19 protein-coding genes are annotated in these 15,440 nt (G+C 70.5%); 9 read left to right on the top strand and 10 right to left on the bottom strand.

Annotated elements, in window-relative coordinates:
* Nucleotides 1-542: 542 nt before the first annotated feature.
* The 5 genes from ACF088_RS25390 (at nucleotide 543) to ACF088_RS25370 (ending at nucleotide 4,786) form a co-directional block, all read left to right on the top strand.
* Complete coding sequence (locus ACF088_RS25390) at nucleotides 543-1,382, top strand: hypothetical protein (RefSeq protein ID WP_392378074.1); 840 nt, start codon at nucleotides 543-545, stop codon at nucleotides 1,380-1,382.
* A gap of 99 nt (nucleotides 1,383-1,481) precedes the next feature.
* On the top strand, nucleotides 1,482-1,883 hold the full coding sequence (locus tag ACF088_RS25385; protein WP_392378073.1) for a hypothetical protein: 402 nt from the start codon (nucleotides 1,482-1,484) through the stop codon (nucleotides 1,881-1,883).
* A gap of 30 nt (nucleotides 1,884-1,913) precedes the next feature.
* Nucleotides 1,914-3,305 (top strand): DUF2252 domain-containing protein, encoded by a 1,392-nt coding sequence (locus ACF088_RS25380; RefSeq protein ID WP_392378072.1) that lies wholly within the window; start codon nucleotides 1,914-1,916, stop codon nucleotides 3,303-3,305.
* 160 nt (nucleotides 3,306-3,465) lie between these two features.
* Nucleotides 3,466-4,437 (top strand): Ku protein, encoded by a 972-nt coding sequence (locus ACF088_RS25375; RefSeq protein ID WP_392378191.1) that lies wholly within the window; start codon nucleotides 3,466-3,468, stop codon nucleotides 4,435-4,437.
* Nucleotides 4,438-4,558: 121 nt separating this feature from the next.
* On the top strand, nucleotides 4,559-4,786 hold the full coding sequence (locus tag ACF088_RS25370) for a DUF6458 family protein (RefSeq protein WP_392378071.1): 228 nt from the start codon (nucleotides 4,559-4,561) through the stop codon (nucleotides 4,784-4,786).
* Between the two features lie 41 nt (nucleotides 4,787-4,827).
* Here ACF088_RS25370 and ACF088_RS25365 read toward each other — a convergent pair whose 3' ends face one another.
* A complete protein-coding gene (locus ACF088_RS25365; protein WP_392378070.1) occupies nucleotides 4,828-6,342 on the bottom strand; it encodes an alpha/beta hydrolase in 1,515 nt (504 codons plus the stop codon).
* A 359-nt stretch (nucleotides 6,343-6,701) separates the two neighbouring features.
* Here ACF088_RS25365 and ACF088_RS25360 point away from each other — a divergent pair, with 359 nt between their 5' ends.
* The 4 genes from ACF088_RS25360 to ACF088_RS25345 all read left to right on the top strand — a co-directional run bounded on the left by ACF088_RS25360 (nucleotide 6,702) and on the right by ACF088_RS25345 (nucleotide 10,951).
* Nucleotides 6,702-7,766, top strand: a complete 1,065-nt coding sequence (locus ACF088_RS25360; protein WP_392378069.1) for a histone protein — start codon at nucleotides 6,702-6,704, stop codon at nucleotides 7,764-7,766.
* 6 nt (nucleotides 7,767-7,772) lie between these two features.
* Nucleotides 7,773-8,789 carry an SRPBCC family protein gene (locus ACF088_RS25355; RefSeq protein WP_392378068.1) on the top strand — a complete coding sequence of 339 codons (1,017 nt, stop codon included), beginning with the start codon at nucleotides 7,773-7,775 and terminating at the stop codon, nucleotides 8,787-8,789.
* Nucleotides 8,786-9,715: a Rieske 2Fe-2S domain-containing protein gene (locus ACF088_RS25350; RefSeq protein WP_392378067.1), complete on the top strand. Its 930-nt coding sequence runs from the start codon at nucleotides 8,786-8,788 to the stop codon at nucleotides 9,713-9,715. The genes ACF088_RS25355 and ACF088_RS25350 overlap by 4 nt, the downstream gene beginning before the upstream one ends.
* A 267-nt stretch (nucleotides 9,716-9,982) precedes the next feature.
* Nucleotides 9,983-10,951: an SDR family NAD(P)-dependent oxidoreductase gene (locus tag ACF088_RS25345; protein WP_392378066.1), complete on the top strand. Its 969-nt coding sequence runs from the start codon at nucleotides 9,983-9,985 to the stop codon at nucleotides 10,949-10,951.
* A gap of 74 nt (nucleotides 10,952-11,025) precedes the next feature.
* Here ACF088_RS25345 and ACF088_RS25340 read toward each other — a convergent pair whose 3' ends face one another.
* From ACF088_RS25340 to ACF088_RS25300, 9 genes are all read right to left on the bottom strand, one after another.
* A complete protein-coding gene (locus ACF088_RS25340) occupies nucleotides 11,026-11,199 on the bottom strand; it encodes a CsbD family protein (RefSeq protein WP_392378065.1) in 174 nt (57 codons plus the stop codon).
* Between the two features lie 17 nt (nucleotides 11,200-11,216).
* Nucleotides 11,217-11,624 carry a gas vesicle protein K gene (locus tag ACF088_RS25335; protein WP_392378064.1) on the bottom strand — a complete coding sequence of 136 codons (408 nt, stop codon included), beginning with the start codon at nucleotides 11,622-11,624 and terminating at the stop codon, nucleotides 11,217-11,219.
* Nucleotides 11,611-11,862 carry a gas vesicle protein gene (locus ACF088_RS25330; protein ID WP_392378063.1) on the bottom strand — a complete coding sequence of 84 codons (252 nt, stop codon included), beginning with the start codon at nucleotides 11,860-11,862 and terminating at the stop codon, nucleotides 11,611-11,613. The genes ACF088_RS25335 and ACF088_RS25330 overlap by 14 nt, the downstream gene beginning before the upstream one ends.
* A complete protein-coding gene (locus ACF088_RS25325) occupies nucleotides 11,859-12,674 on the bottom strand; it encodes a GvpL/GvpF family gas vesicle protein (RefSeq protein WP_392378062.1) in 816 nt (271 codons plus the stop codon). The genes ACF088_RS25330 and ACF088_RS25325 overlap by 4 nt, the downstream gene beginning before the upstream one ends.
* On the bottom strand, nucleotides 12,671-13,228 hold the full coding sequence (locus ACF088_RS25320) for a gas vesicle protein (protein ID WP_392378061.1): 558 nt from the start codon (nucleotides 13,226-13,228) through the stop codon (nucleotides 12,671-12,673). The genes ACF088_RS25325 and ACF088_RS25320 overlap by 4 nt, the downstream gene beginning before the upstream one ends.
* An 84-nt stretch (nucleotides 13,229-13,312) precedes the next feature.
* Entirely contained in the window at nucleotides 13,313-13,564 is a 252-nt protein-coding gene (locus ACF088_RS25315; RefSeq protein WP_392378060.1) for a gas vesicle protein GvpG, read from the bottom strand.
* A 9-nt stretch (nucleotides 13,565-13,573) separates the two neighbouring features.
* Nucleotides 13,574-14,287 carry a GvpL/GvpF family gas vesicle protein gene (locus tag ACF088_RS25310; RefSeq protein ID WP_392378059.1) on the bottom strand — a complete coding sequence of 238 codons (714 nt, stop codon included), beginning with the start codon at nucleotides 14,285-14,287 and terminating at the stop codon, nucleotides 13,574-13,576.
* Between the two features lie 3 nt (nucleotides 14,288-14,290).
* Nucleotides 14,291-14,740, bottom strand: coding sequence for a gas vesicle structural protein GvpA (locus ACF088_RS25305; RefSeq protein ID WP_328388945.1), 450 nt, complete (start codon nucleotides 14,738-14,740; stop codon nucleotides 14,291-14,293).
* Between the two features lie 87 nt (nucleotides 14,741-14,827).
* The gene (locus tag ACF088_RS25300) at nucleotides 14,828-15,220 is read right to left on the bottom strand and encodes a gas vesicle protein (RefSeq protein WP_392378058.1); all 393 of its coding nucleotides are present in this window, start codon (nucleotides 15,218-15,220) and stop codon (nucleotides 14,828-14,830) included.
* Nucleotides 15,221-15,440 lie beyond the last annotated feature (220 nt).

The raw sequence follows: 15,440 nt of genomic DNA, 5'->3' as shown, positions 1-15,440 counted from the left end.
CCGCGCGGAGCGAGCGTGCAGCGCTCGGCCGCCGAGGAGCGACGCGTGAGGAGCACATGACGGTGCGACAGCCACCAGGACCGCCAGGGCCCACCCATCCGGATCCGGTGCCGCCCACACCGGGCCCGGGACCCGGACCGCCCGGACCCACGCCGGGCCCGGCGCCCGGCCCCGTCCCCGCCCCGGGACCCGATCCGGTGCCACCTCCGGTGCCGGCGCCCGAACCGGACCCGGTCCCGCCCCACCCGGCGCCGCCGACTCCGGGACCGGAGCCGGGCCCCGCGCCCGGTCCGGTCCCTGCGCCGGGCATCGGCACGGCGGCCCGGACCACCACGCCATCGGGCTGACCGGCACCGACGGACCGGCACCGACGGGCAGGCATCGACAGGCAGGCACCGACAGACGCCGTCCGGCGCCACCCCGGCCTCCGGGGAGCCGGATGGGCCCGTGGGACGCTCCGCCGCCGGGGCGGAGCCGGGGAATGCCGGAAGACCTGACGAGGCGCTACCGGCATTCCCGTACGGGATCGCTAGGCTCGGCAGGTGGGCCATTCCGAGGAGCGCGCCGAAGGTGCGGGACCGTTCACCACCCGGCTGACCTGGCGCCTCGAAGCAGGCGACACCGCCATCTGGGAGTCGCGGGCGGCCCGCAAACGCGGGACGCTCGCGGTGCGGCCCGCCGGGGCCACCCGGACCCGCGCGCGGCGCGCCGACGCCGTGGCACTGGTCCGGCTGCGCAGGCTCAACGGCATCGCCGCGGTCTCCTTCCTTCTCGGCGGGGCGCTGTTCGCCCTCGGTGCGGCGCTCGCCCAGTTCAGCGCCGGACGACCGACCGTGACCGCCACGATCTACTTCGTCGGCGGCGCGTTCTTCACCCTCGGCGGCTATGCCTCACTCGTCCAGGCCATCAACGCACCGCGCCGGGAGGGTACGGCGGGTGCGCTCACCACGCACCGCTTCCGCTGGTGGAGCTACGAACCCGGCCGGATCGACTGGGTGACCACCTTCGTGCTGTTCGCCGGGACACTGGTGTTCGGCATCAATCTGCTGGATTCCTTTCTGCAGGGCCTCACGGCCCGGCAGATGAACCGCCTGGTCTGGGCACCCGACATGATCGGCTGCCTGCTGTTCCTGATTTCCGGGCAACTGGCGGTCACCGAGGTCTGCCATCGCCCGCTGTGCCTCCACCGGCGCAGTCTCGGCTGGTGGATCGTCGCGGTCAATCAGCTCGGTTCCGTGCTCTTCATGGTGGCCGCGGTGGCCGCTTTCACCCGACCGGAGACCGGAAGCCTGGTCAGCGTCGGGATCGCCAATTGGGGGACCCTCACGGGAGCGCTGTGCTTCGCGGGGGCCGGGGTGCTCCAGGCCTTCGAACATCCCTGACATGCGGCCGACCGGTACCTGTGTAAACGTGGAATCTGCTGTACCGACGGTCGGCAGGTCCGGTTCGGACGGCCAGGTTTCTCAAGTGAGGAGTGACCCATGGCCACTCAGAAGCACAGCGTGAGCGGATGGACAGCTTTCGCCGCAGTTCTGATGATCTTCGGTGGCGCCATGGCCTTCCTGGAGGGCATCTCCGCCATCGCGCAGGACCACCTCTTCGTCACCACGCGGAACTATGTGTTCTCGTTCAGCCTCACGGGCTGGGGCTGGATCCACCTCATCCTGGGCATCATCATCCTCCTCGCGGGTGTCGCACTGCTCGCCACCGGCGCGATGTGGGCGCGGGTGCTCGGTGTCATCCTGGCGGGCTTCGGTGCGCTGGCGAACTTCCTGTGGATCCCCCACTACCCGTTCTGGGCCATCGTGCTGGTCGCCATCAACATCTTCATCATCTGGGCGCTCTGTACGGACGACCACCATCACACCGCGGCCACCCGGTGACCTGAAAGCCACCGAAATCCGGTCCCGGCCATGACCTCCGTACCCACCCCGCAGGAACGCGCGGAACAGGGCAGGGCACTTCGCTCCGAAGTGCCCCGCTCGCGTCATGCGGAGCTCGGCCCCACGGCTTCCCGTGCCGATCCGGTGGACATCATCGAACGGCAGTCGGCCCTGCGGGTACCGGAGTTGGTGCCCCTCCGCTACGGGCGGATGCTGGAGTCGCCCTTCCGCTTCTACCGCGGCGCCGCCGCCATCATGGCGGCGGACCTGGCCACGACACCCTCCACGGGGCTGCGGACCCAGTTGTGCGGAGACGCCCATCTGCTGAACTTCCGGCTGCTGGCCTCCCCCGAACGCCATCTGCTGTTCGACATCAACGACTTCGACGAGACCTTGCCCGGTCCGTGGGAGTGGGACGTCAAACGGCTGGCCGCCAGCTTCGCCATCGCGGGACGCGGGAACGGCTTCCCCGAGAAGGTGCGGACCGACATCGTCCGGGCCGCCGGTGCGTCCTACCGCGAGCAGCTGCGCCGCTACGCGGACATGCGCACCCTGGAGGTCTGGTACGCCCATGCCGATATGGCCGACGTGGAGGCCGAGGAAGCGCAGGAGCTGAGCAGCAGAGGCCGTGCGGGGCTGGCCCGCACCATCGCGGAAGCCCGTACGCACGACACCGTGCAGGCCTATCGCAAACTGACCCGGAGGAGCGGCGGCGAGGTGCGGATCGCTGCCGACCCGCCGTTGATCGTGCCGCTGGGCGATCTGCTGCCGGACCTCGAACGGGGCCAGCTGACGGACCAGATCCGCCAACTGGTCGAGGGCTACGGCCGCACGCTGCGTTCGGATCATCGCCGGCTGCTGGAGCAGTACCGGGTCGTCGACGTGGCGCGCAAGGTCGTCGGGGTCGGCAGTGTGGGCACCCGTTGCTGGATCGCGCTGCTGCTCGGCAAGGACACGGACGACCCGCTGCTGCTGCAGGCCAAGGAGGCCGATGAGTCCGTGCTCGCCGCATACGCCGGACAGAGCCTCCACACCCACCAGGGCGAACGCGTCGTGGCCGGCCAGCGGCTGATGCAGGCCGCCGGCGACATCTTCCTCGGGTGGGGGCGGACCACCGGCATCGACGGGCGCCAACGTGACTTCTATATACGCCAGTTGCGTGACTGGAAGGGCATCATGCCGACGGATGCGATGGTGCCGACGGGTATGCGGCGGTTCGCCGTACGCTGCGGGGCCACCCTGGCCCGCGCGCACGCCAGGTCCGGCGACCGGATCGCGATCGGCGCCTATCTCGGCAGGAGCACGGTCTTCGAGGAGGCGCTGGCGCGGTTCGCGGAGCGCTACGCGGACTGCAACGAGCGCGATCACCAGGCGCTCAGGGAGGCGGTCCGGAGCGGCCGGGTCGCGGCCGCGGCCTCCTGAGCGGGCGGGAGGCAGCCGGGCGGCGGCAGGTACCCGGGCGCGTCGCCGGGGGCGGGCCGGACGGCCGTCACCGGATGGGTGCACCCGGATTCGCCCGGGATGTACGCTCCGTCCGCCCGGCCTAGCATGGTGCCGAATGGCTCCGATGAAGGCGGCCCCCATGCGCCCCACGGCGAAGTTCTCCATCAGCTTCGGCCTGGTCACGATCCCGGTCGCCGCGTACAACGCCACGGACAGCTCCACGTCGGTCAGCTTTGTGCGGATCCATACGGCGGACGGCGGCCGGGTGCGCAATCAGCCGGTCTGCTCGCTGGAGGGCATCGAGATCACCCCGGACGAGATCGGGCGGGGCTACAAGCCCGACGGCGCCGATACCGTCGTACCGCTGAGCGACGACGATCTGGACGCGCTGCCGCTGCCGACCGCGAAGACGCTGACGATCCTGGCCTTCGTCGCCGGTGGCGACATCGACCCGCTGCAGATGGGCAAGGGTTACTACCTGGGCATCGACAGCCCCGCCGCGGCCAAGCCCTACGCCCTGCTGCGCGAGGCGATGGAGCGGCATCAGCGCGTCGGGCTCGGCAAGGTCGCGCTGCACGGGCGGGAGACCCTCGCCATGATCCGCCCGGTGGAGGGCGCGCTGGTCATGCAGGTGCTGCTGTGGCCGCACCAGATCCGTTCGCTGGACGGGGTGCTGCCCGAGCGGCAGGCGGAGGTCGCCCCTGCCGAGGTGGCGGCCGCCGAGACGCTGATGGATTCCTTCGGCGAGCTGTCGGAGGACGATGTGCACGATCACTACCGTGAGGCGCTCGAAGAGATCGTGGCGGCGAAGCTGGCGCACCGCGAGCCGGAATTCCCGGCCGGCGAAGAGCAGCCGGCCGGGCAGGTGATGGACCTGATGGCGGCCCTTCAGGACAGCGTCCGCGCGGCCAAGAAGTCCCGCGGTGAGGACGAGGACGCCAAGGGCTCCTCGGGCGGCACCGGACCGGGCCGCACCACGAAGAAGAGCACGGCGAAGAAGCCGGCGGCGAAGAAGACCGCCGCCACGGAGGCCACCGCCACGAAGACCGCCGCCAAGAAGGCGGCCCCGGCGAAGAAGAGCGCGAGCAGGGGCGGGCGGCGGGCCGGCTGAGCCCCGCCCCCCGGGGCCCGGGCCACCGGCCCCCGCCCCGCCCCGCACATAAGGCGCCCGCCCCCGGGTACGCGCTCCCCCAACAGGTCTTACCGCCCGGAGAGTTAGGGAGGCTGACGCCATGGGTATCGGCGGGTGCATCGTTCTGCTCGCGGTGGGGGCCGTCCTCACGTTCGCGGTCGACTGGCATATGGCAGGAATCAACGTCGACCTGGTGGGGATCATCATGATGGTCGCCGGCATCATCGGCATCGCCACGTATGTGAGCATTCTGAAGCGGCGGCGTACCCAGCCGCCCTCCCCCGGAGCCCCCGTCGTCGACGTCGAGGACAACCGCTACTACAGGTAGCCGCGCGGGCCGGGTTCGCTTCGCCGCCGCCGGTACGGCCCTCAGCCGCAGGAGATCCGGCCCTTGGGCAGGGTGCCGTCCAGCAGGAAGTCGTCGACGTGGCGTTGTACGCAGAGGTCACCGGTGGTGTAGGCGGCATGCCCCTCCCCGCGGAAGGTCAGCACGATGCTGGAGTTGTCCAGCTCACGGGCCATGTTGAAGGCACCCTGGTAGGGGGTCGCCGGGTCGTTGGTGGTCGCGACGAGCAGAATCGGCGGCGCGTCGGGCGCCGCGACATCACGGGAGACGTCATCGCCCGCAACGGGCCAGGAGTAGCAGTCCAGCAGGGTCGGGGCGATATCCGGGCCGAAGAGCGGGGAAGCCTCGGTGAGTTCGCGCTCCGCCCGGGGGTAATCGCGTTCGCCATAGCGTTCCGAGGTGTCCCGGCAGGAGATCGCCCGCAGGGCCAGCTGGTCCTGCGACGGTAGCTCGTCCTGGCCGACCCGCCGGGCCGGGACGCTGCCTGCCCGGGCGGCACTGCCGCCCCCCGCGTCACTCAGACGGAGGATCCCCGAGGCATCACCGCGCCGCAGTTGCGCCAGGGCCTGCCGCAGCGCCGGCCAATCGCTCCTGCTGTACAGGGCCTCACGCAAGGCGTACACATAGGTGGTCTCCTCCACCGTCTCCCCCTTCACCTTCATCGGCTGCCCACTCAACTCCCGGTACCACGTGCGCAGTTGATCCTGCGCCTTGTGCTCGTCGGTACCCAGCGGGCAGTCCGGCCGGTGGGTGCAGTCGACGGCGAAGTCGTCCAGCGCCCGCTGGAACCCCCGGGCCTGGGACAGTGCGATCTGCCAGGTGTTCTTGGTCGGGTCCTCGACGCTGTCCAGGACCATCCGGCCGACCTTGTGCGGGAACTCGTGGGCGTAGACCGATCCGAGCCTGGTGCCGTACGAGAACCCCAGGTAGTTGAGCTTGTCGTCGCGGACCGCGGCGCGCAGGACGTCCATGTCCCGGGCGACATCAGGGGTGCCGACCCACCGCAGCAGCCCACCGGAGTAGCGGCCACAGGCCTCGTTGATGCGCTTCTCCTTCGCGGCAAGGCTGTCGTCGGCGCCCTTGCCGGGCGGTGGAGCGAGCTTGCTGCCGCAGGAGACCGGGTCGGTATGGCCGGTACCGCGCGGATCGAAGCTCACGATGTCGTAGCGCTGACCCAGCCGGGCGAAGGCGCTCCCGCTGTCGATCAGGTAGTTGACACCGGAAGCACCCGGGCCACCAGGGTTGAGCACCAGGGAGCCGAGTCGTTTGCCGGGCCCGGTCGCCTTCAGCCGGATCAGCTGGACCTGCATCGTGTTCTGTCCGGGGTTGCCGTAGTCCCGTGGGACCTCCAGCCGGGCGCACTCCAGACGCTTGCGGAAGCCGGGCGGCTGACCGGTGTCGTCGCTCTGCGCACCGTTTTGCAGGTCCTTGCCACAGGGCTCCCAGGACAGTTTCTGCTGGTAGTAGGACGTCAGACCCGGATCATCGGCTGCCGCCGCGGCCGGGGTTCCCGCGAACGAACCGAGCAGCGCCGCCACCGCGGCCACCGCCGACCGGCGCACCAGCGCCCGGCGCCGGCGAACACACCGCGTTCCCCCTACTCCCATAGGAGACGGCGCACGGCGTGTTCCCGGCATAGTCCGAGCCTAGGTCGGTTGCCCGGCGCCCGCACACCTGCCGTGATGCCGGGGCCGCTGCGAGCCGGGCCCGCGTGCACCTCGCCACGCAGCAGGTCCGGACGCCTCCTCAGGGTGATCGCAGGGCGCCTTTCGGTCCGCTCGAGATGCGCGAGTCAGGACACCGATCACTCTGGAGACAGGGCAGAACTGTGCCGCTGAGTGGCGGGCCCTGCACAAACGCCGATCTGCCGCATGTCCGGGAAAGGGTGACGCACCCAATGAATGACTCATCCAAGGTCCTGCTGGCCGCCGCGCTTGCCGGCGGCTATGTGCTGGGCCGTACGAAGAAGGGCCGGTTCGCGCTCACGGTGGCGTCATATATCGCCGGACGTCAATTCGGGCTTGAACCACGCCAGCTCGTGGTCCAGGGGATGCGCAAGCTAGGCGAGATCCCCCAGGTCGCCGAGCTGGGTGACCAACTGCGCGGGGAAGTGATGGACGCCGGCCGGAAGGCCTTGTCGACGGCCGCCAACCGCCGTCTGACGACGCTTGCCGACACCCTCCACGACCGGTCCCTCAAGCTCGATGGCATCGGGCTGGAGCCGGAGGAGGAGGAAGAAGAGGAAGAGGGGGACGAGGGGGACTACGCGTTCGACGAGGAAGAGGAGCCGGAGGAGGAAGAGGAGGGCGAGGGGCCCGAAGACGAGTACGAGCAGGACGAGTACGAGGAAGACGAGGGCGAAGAGGAGGAGCCGGAGGAGGAAGAGCCCGAGGAGGAGTACGAGGACGAGGAAGAAGAAGAGGAAGAAGAAGAACCCGAGGAGCCGGAGGAGGAGCCCGAGGAGCGGCCGGCTCGGCGTACCCCGCGGGCCGCTGCGAAGCCGGAGCCGCGCAAGCGTCCATCGGAGGCGAAACGGGCAGCCCCGGCGAAGAAGGGCGCACAGCGGCCGCCGGCCAAGAAGTCCACCGGAAAGCCCGCAGCGAAGAAGACGGCCGGGAAGAAGGCTGCCGCGGGACGGCCGGCCGCAAAGAAGACGGCACCCGCGACGAAGACCGCCGCCAAGAAGACCGCGGCGAAGAAGACCGCAGCGAAGAAGACGGCCGCGACGAAGACCGCCAAGAAAGCCCCGGCCAAGAAGGCGGCCCCGGCCAAGAAAGCCGCGGCGAAGAAGACCACGGCGAAGAAGACGGCCGCCAAGAAGACGGCCGCGAAGAAGACGGCACCCGCCAAGAAAGCCCCTGCGAAGAAGACCGCCGCAGGTAAGAAGGCAACCCCCGCTGCGAAGAAGACCGCCAAGAAGACCGCCAAGAAAACATCATCGCGCACCGAGCGCCGGAGGTAACCGGTCATGGCCAAGACGGGACAGGACAACGCGGACTCGGGACTCGATCGACTGCGCAGCGAACTCGGCGGCTACGCCACGAAATGGGTGGGGAACCTGGCCGAGCGGGCCGGCGGCAAACTGATGGATGTGACGGGCCAACTCACCGATGTCGCCGAGAACGGCGGCTCACTGTCCAAGATCGCGGGCAATCTCCTCGGCGGCGACTCCCCCGTCAAAGCCGCCGTGAAGGGGACGGCGGAGAACGTCAAGGACACCGTGGTGGACAAGGCCAAGGGCCTCTTCGGCGGCGGCAAGAAACGCAAATCGGGAGACCAGAAGGTCACCAACATCATCGAGGTCCTCGACATCGGGGTGCCCCTGCGCACCGCCTACGACCACTGGACGCAGTACGAGAAGTTCAGCAGCTTCACCAAGGGCGTACGCAATGTGTCGCTGCACGACGAGACGACAAGCGACTGGAAGGCCAAGGTCGGCCCGTCCACCCGGGGATGGAAGGCGACCGTCCAGGAGCAAGTGCCCGACGAACGCATCATCTGGACATCCGAAGGCGCCAAGGGATCGACCCGCGGTGCCGTCAGTTTTCACGAACTGGCGCCCAACCTGACCCGCATCGTGCTGGTCGTCGAGTACTACGCCTCGGGATTCTTCGAGAAGACCGGCAATGTCTGGCGGGTCCAGGGGCGCCGGCTGCGGCTGGACTTCAAGCACTTCCAGCGCTACGTCACCCTCACCGATGAGGAGCCCGAGGGCTGGCGCGGGGAAATCCGCGACGGCGAGGTCGTACAGACCCATGAAGAGGCCATCGAAGAGGAAGAGGCCGAGGGCGAAGAGACCGAAGACGAAGAGGCCGAGGGCTACGACGGCGAGGACGGCGAGGAGGAATACGAGGACGAAGAGACCGAAGACGAAGAGGGCGAGGAGGAGGAAGAGGAGGAGGAGGAAGAGCCCGAGGAGGAGTACGAGGACGAGGACGAAGTCGGTGAAGAGGAGGAGGAAGACGAAGAGGAGGAAGAGGAATGAGAGCGGCGTCCTTCGCGGTTCTCGCCTCGGGCAGCGCCACCGCAGCAGAGGCCGTCGCCCGAGCTGCGGAATCCTGTGTCGCGTCCCTTGACGCGCTGGGCCGCCTGGAGAAGCTGGATGCGCTGATCGGCCCGTTGCAGCGGGTGGTGCGCGGCCTGCCCCTGGGCCGTTACCGCGATGTGCTGCACGGCCTGCCGATCGGCCATCCGCTGCACCCCGCCCTGGTGCAGGTGCCGATGGGCGCCTGGCTGTCCGCCGCGGTGCTGGACGCCGTCCCGGGGACCCGGCGCAGTGCCCGCCTCCTGGTGGGGGTGGGTGTCCTTGCGGCCGGTCCGGCCGCGTGGGCCGGCTGGGTGGACTGGGCCGAGCAGCACGAGGACCAGATGCGTACGGGACTGGTGCACGCGGCGTCGATCGCCGTGGCCGTCGGTCTGTACACGCGGTCCTGGGTGCATCGCGGCCGCGGCCATACGGTACGGGGCAAGGTGCTCGGGTTCGCGGGACTGTGCGCGGCCGGGACCGGCGGAATGCTCGGCGGGCACCTCGCCTACCGGCAGGCCGCGGGTGCCAACAAGGCGGAACCGGTGCCGCATCTGCTGGACAAGGGCTGGCATCCCGTGGGCAGGGTCGAGGACTTCCCGGTCGGCGAGGCGGTGCGCCGGGAGCTGGGCGAGGTCCCGTTGCTGGTGGTCCGCCTGCCGGGCGGGCACCTCCATGTCCTCGCCGGGCGGTGCAGCCATCTCTCGGGGCCCCTGACGGAGGGCACGATCACCGATGGCTGCGTGGTGTGCCCTTGGCACGGCAGCGCCTTCCGGCTGTCGGACGGCGCGAATGTCCGTGGCCCGGCCACCGCTCCCCAGCCCTCCTTCCAGGTGAGCGTGGATGATGAGGGCACCGTCCGGGTACGGCTGCCCGGCGCCGGCTGAGCTGGTCCGCCGCTGGGCACCGGGCCGCCTGACTGGCCGAACGCTCCCGCGCGGCTGCCGCCCGGCACCGCGGGCGTCCCCCGCCCTTGGCTGCCGGGGAATCCCCGCCGGGGCCACGGGCGGACACCCGGTTCGGCGACTCGCGCACCGGACCCGCCACGCCCCGCCGCCGGTTAGCGTCGAAGACAGCAGGCGATCGGCGCCGCACGTGGTCCCGCGGGACCGCACCCCGCCTGCGCCGACCGGCGCCCCAGGGAAGGGATCGACATGCGCGTGCTTCCGGCCGCTCCCTCGATCGAAGGGCTCACCGCCGTCGTCACCGGCGGCTCGCGGGGGCTCGGGCTGCTCCTGGCCCGCCAACTGCTGCGGCGCGGCTGTGATGTCGTGCTGCTGGCCCGGGACGAGGCCGAACTCGGCAGGGCCGTCGGCAGGCTGGCCCAGTGGCGCGGCGGCACGGTGCGCGGTGTGGTGTGCGATGTGCGGGACCGGGCGGCGCTGCAGGACCGCCTCGCGGAGATCGCCGGGGACCACGAGGGGCTGGACATCGTCATCGCCAACGCCGGCATCATCCAGGTCGGTCCGGCCGACGCGCTCGGCCCCGACGGATTCCAGGAGGCGATGGACTCCGTCTTCCACGGAGCCCTGAACACCGCGCTCGCCGCGCTCCCGCACCTCCGGCGCAGCCCGGCAGGCGGCAGGCTGGCGCTCATCGGGTCCGTCGGGGGGCTGCTGGCGGTGCCCCATCTGCTGCCGTACTCCTGCGCCAAGTCGGCGGTGGCCGCGCTGGCCGAAGGGCTGCACGCGGAGGAGGGCGCGCACGGCGTCACGGTGACCGCGGTCCACCCCGGCCTGATGCGCACCGGGTCGCATCTCCACGCCCTCTTCGGCGGGGACCGGCGCCGGGAGTACGCCTGGTTCTCGGCGCTGGCCGGGGCCCCGGTGCTGTCGATGAGCGCCGAACGGGCCGCGGAGCGCATCGTCACCGCGCTGCAACGACGGCGCCCCCGCATCGTGCTGACACCGGCCGCCAGGCTCGGTGCCAGGGCACACGGGCTGGCGCCGGTGACCACCACCCGGCTGGTGTCCGCCGTCGCCCGGGTGCTGCCCCGCGACGGCGCCCGCGGCACCGTCGACGGTGCGACGGTCGCGGCCGGGGAACAGCCGCCGGCCCGGCGGCTGCGCAGTGTGCTCGGCGCCCTCAACGAACGGGCGGCCGACCGCTACAACCAGCGCTGACCGCGTCCGGTGCGGCCGCGCGGTCCGCGCCCGGCCCCGCCGTTGCACGAGGCGTGCCGGCGGGGCCGCAACCGTCAGTGCTTGAGCGTGTCCCTGCCCTTCTCCACTGCCTGCCGCATTTTCCCCAGGGCCTGTTCCGTCTTGCCTCTCCGCTGCAGGCTTTTGTTACCGAGGGCCCTTCCGGTCGTTTCCTTGGCCTTTCCCTCGACGATATGGCTGATGTTCCTGGCCTTCTTTCCCATGCCCATGTCGTACTCCTTCGAGGTCATTCGGCGGGTGGCAGCAGCGTCCCGAGCGGACCGAGATCCAAATTCAGGTCCGACATCGAAAGGTCGTATTGCGCGCAGAGTTCCACCATCCGGTCGTGGAGGATCATCAGCGTCGCTCCCAGGCGTTCCTCCTGTTCCTCGGTGAGATCTCCGGCGTCGACCCGTTGCAGGGCCTGGCGTTCCATGAGCTGGCGCAGCAGCTCGACCAGGGTGAGGACGAGCTTGATCAGGTCCCGCTCGACCGTGTCGGGGTCGGCGCTGATCCGGTGTGCCGGCCGTCGTGGCCCCGGCCCGGCCGGGGGCCGGACGTCCTGCGGTGTCGGGGGCAGCAGCCGGAAGGCCCGGGCGGCCGCATCGGCGACATCGTCGAAGCGGCTGCCGGGGCGGCGGTCACCGGCTGTCATCGTCGTCCCGTACCAGGGGTGCGGTGGAGCTCCACGGGGAGGGGTTCTGTTCGCTGATGGAGACGATCAGGGCGCGCAGCGAGATGCGTACGAGGTCGATCTCGGCGATGGAGAGGACGATGTCTCCGGTGAGGACCACGCCTCCGCTGAGCAACCGGTCCAGCAGGTCGATCAGGGCGATCTGCCGGTCCGGCAGGGGCTCCTCCGCCCTTGCCGGCGGCCCGCCCGCCGGCCTCACGGGGCGGCCCGCTTCAGCGGTTCGGCTTCGGGGGGCGTGGCGAAGGAGTACGGCGCCCAGGGCCCGGTGACCTCGACGCGCACCCCGGGCAGCCCTTCGGCGGCCCGGACGACGTCGGACCGGAAGCCTTCGCCGTGCTCCAGCGGCACGAGGTAGGCGTCGTTGATGACGTTCTCCCCCGGGCCGCGGGCGAGTTCGCCCTGCTGCACCCGGTGCTGGACCCGGTCGACCGCATGGCCGCGGGCCGCGTCCTCGACGCGCCGGGCGACCTCTTCGGCGTCCCGGTAGGCGTCTTCGCGGGCGTGCCGCTGCGCCTTGCGGTGGCTGAGGTAGGCCCGGCCGGGGCTCAGGTCCGCGTCCGCGGGCGGCTCGGCGGGCCGGGCGGCCGCCGCGGGCGCCTCGACATAGATCTTGACGCCCCACTCCGTGTGTGCGGCCAGGTCGGACAACCGCTCGGCGAACGCCTCCTGGCGGGCGTCGAGCATCTGCCGCACCCGCTCGTCGTCGAGGTACACCGTCGCCAGACGGAGCGGCAGGACGGTGGTGCGGGCGGCCAGCGCCTCGATCACCCGGTGGTGGGCGCGGGCCACCGACTCCAGCCAGTCCAGGTCCTCCAAGTGCGCGCGCAGTGCGGTCTCTTCGAAGTCCTGCTCGGGTACGGGTCCCACGGCGACCACCACCTCGTCGCGGTCTTCTGCGCGCACCAGCTGCACCGGCCCGTCCGCGACTCCCGGCAGTCCGGTCAGGGCCTCCTCCAGCGAGCCGTCGGCGTCCTGCGCGACGGCGTAGGCGTAGGTGACGGTCCCGGTCATGACTCGTCCCGCCGCTTGCTACGGGGCGCGGCTCGTTTGGCGCGTGGCGTGCGCGAGGGACGCGAGGGGCGTGAGGAGCGACGGGGGGCGGCCGGGCGGTCCTCCTCCTCGGCCTCCTCGGCCTCCTCTTCGTACTCTTCGCCCTCCTCGCCCTCCTCCTCGTAGTCCGCGGCTTCCTCCTCGGCGTCCTCCTCGTCCTCGGCCGGGGACAGCTCGGTGCCCTCGCGCAGGGCCTCGATCTCGGCGCGCAGCCGCTTGTTCTCCTCCGCGAGCGAGTGGTGACCGCCGGCAGCGCGGGAGGACAGTGACGGGTCGTGCTCCCACCAGTCGATGCCCATCTCCTTCGCCTTGTCGACCGAGGCGATCAGCAGGCGCAGCTTGATGGTGAGCAGTTCGATGTCCAGCAGGTTGATCTGGATGTCGCCCGCTATGACGATGCCCTTGTCCAGGACCCGTTCCAGGATGTCGGCGAGATTGGCCGAGGAGCCCTGGCCGCTGTACGGGCCGGCCCTGGACGGGGAGTCACCCATCCTCCGGGCGACGGGTTCGTTCACGGCCGCTGCACCTCGATTCCCTCATCTCCCGGCATGGCGGCGGGCGCGCGTCTGCGCGCCCCGCCGCCGCGCCGGCCGCCGCGGTCAGGTGTCGGTGCCCTGGGCATGGGCCCTGATCTCGTCCAGCCGGTCCAGGAGTTCGTCCTCGCGCCGGTCGAACGTGTCCTCATCGATCTCTCCCGCCAGCAGCGCCCGTTCCAGCTCGGCGAGTTCCCGTTCGATGGGTTCGGGGTCGTAGTACTCGTTCTCCGCGGCCTCCAGGGCGCGTTCCATGACCCATGCCACGCCGCGCACCGGCGCCAGCGGAAAGGTGGCGAGTTGGCTCAACAGGCCCATGAGGCCTCCCTATACGAAGCTGTAGGCGGGAAGCGGGCCGAGCAGCCGGAGGTCGAAGTCCTCTCCCAGCTCCTTGGCGAGATCCTGCTCAGCGGCGAGGAAACTCTTCTCGTTGTCCCGTTCCACCAGGAAGGACACGCTCAGGAAGTCGTTCCCGCCCGGCTGGGACCCGCTTTCCTCCCGGGCGAACCCGCGCAGCGCATCCAGCACTCCGCCGGCCAGCCGGTCCTGCCGCGCCTGTACCTCCTTGGAGATCAGTTCACCGAGGGCGAGCGGCAGATCCGGGCTTCCGGTGCCGCTTCTGATCTGCTCGTTGAGCGCACGGGCCTCATCCGACTCCTGAAGGATCTGCCGCAGCATCGCCGCCTCCTCCTGGGCGGCCTTCAGGTGGTATTCGGCGCAGCCCGCCAGGGCCTCCAGCCGCTCGGCGAATTCCTCCGCACGCTCCTCCAGCACGTCCCGCACGGCGTCGTCGTCGGTGGTCGTGAAGCCGAACTGCAGGGGCAGGACCGTGCCGTCGGCCATCAGCCGCTCCTGGACGGCCTGGTGGGCGGCGAGGTCGCGGCGTTTGGGACGCAGCTCCTCGGGTGCGTCGCTGACGACCGCGGAGAGCTCCTCGGTCTGCACCGTGCGCAGGGTGGACGGCGGCTTTCCCACCCCGTCCAGACCCTCCAGTCGTTGGGGGTGGGTGGTCGCGACAATGGAGTAGACGTAAACGGCCATCGCTCATTCCTTTCGGCGCCGGGCCGGCCGGCGAGCCGGGCGCTCGCGCCGCTCGGCGGGCTCCTTGTGCCTCTCCTCGCGCTCCTCGTCTCCGCCGCCCTTGAGGGCGTCGGTCACCGCTTCCGCGGCCCCGGACAGGGCGCCTTTGGCCTTGCCGTGCGAACCGCCCTCGGTGACCTCGCCGACGATGTCGGTCAGCTGGGAGGGTGCCTTGCGCCCCTCCTCCAGGTCGAGGCGGTTGCAGGCCTCGGCGAAGCGCAGGTAGGTGTCGACGCTCGCCACGACGATGCGGGCATCGATCTTGAGGATTTCGATACCCACCAACGACACACGCACGAAGACGTCGATGACCAGCCCGCGGTCCAGAATCAGATCGAGGATGTCGTAGAGATTTCCGGAGCCCCCTCCGCCGCCGGTGGCGACGGGTCCTCCGCCTTGCGGCACCACAGTCACGGTGCCTCCCTTCACCGGCTCACCCCGTCTGGTGCGGAGTGGCCGTGTCGTTCGGCCGGCGAACGCTCTGCCACGGCAACCGCGGCCTCAATGCCGGTCGATCTGGCCTCGGGTGTAGCGGCGGGTGCGCTCGTACGCCACCAGTTCGCCCTCCTTGTCCAGGACCACCCGGTAGGTCGCCATCACACTCGTGGTCCCGGGGACGCGTTCCAGCTCCAGGACTTCCACGTCGGCCTGCCAGCCGTCCTCCGTCGGTTTCACCGACGAGACGGACTCGGGCGCCCGGCCCAGCAGCTCCTTCAGCTGCTCGGCCGCATACCGCATCGCACGTGGCGCGGAAACGCGGCGGGCCGTGCTCTCCGTTTCGCTCTCGCGGCTGCCGGCCCGAACGCTGCTGGATTTCCTGGCGGTCTTCCTGGCGGTCTTCTTACCGGACGGACGCCGGACTTCTCCGGTCTCGTCCTCTTCGTCTGCGGCCATGTTCCCTCTCCGGAATCGGAGGCGACATGCTGCCCGCGTCCCTGCTACGAGACGCCATTACATGATATACGGGCTGAGCTCAGCGCATCTCGGGCTGGTCAGGGCGTTACCGGGAGGTATCGGCGCGGCCGGGTAACGAGTGCCGCGGCCCGCTCGGCGGCGTAACGTCGTCTCTGTCCCGGGAGAGGCGTCAGGACAGAGACGTCATGACGGTCTCGGC

The organism is Streptomyces sp. NPDC015125, assembly GCF_043080045.1.
Taxonomy (GTDB): Bacteria; Actinomycetota; Actinomycetes; order Streptomycetales; family Streptomycetaceae; genus Streptomyces.
The sequence above is the reverse complement of the archived record's forward strand: the minus strand, read 5'-3'. Positions and strand labels throughout refer to the sequence as shown.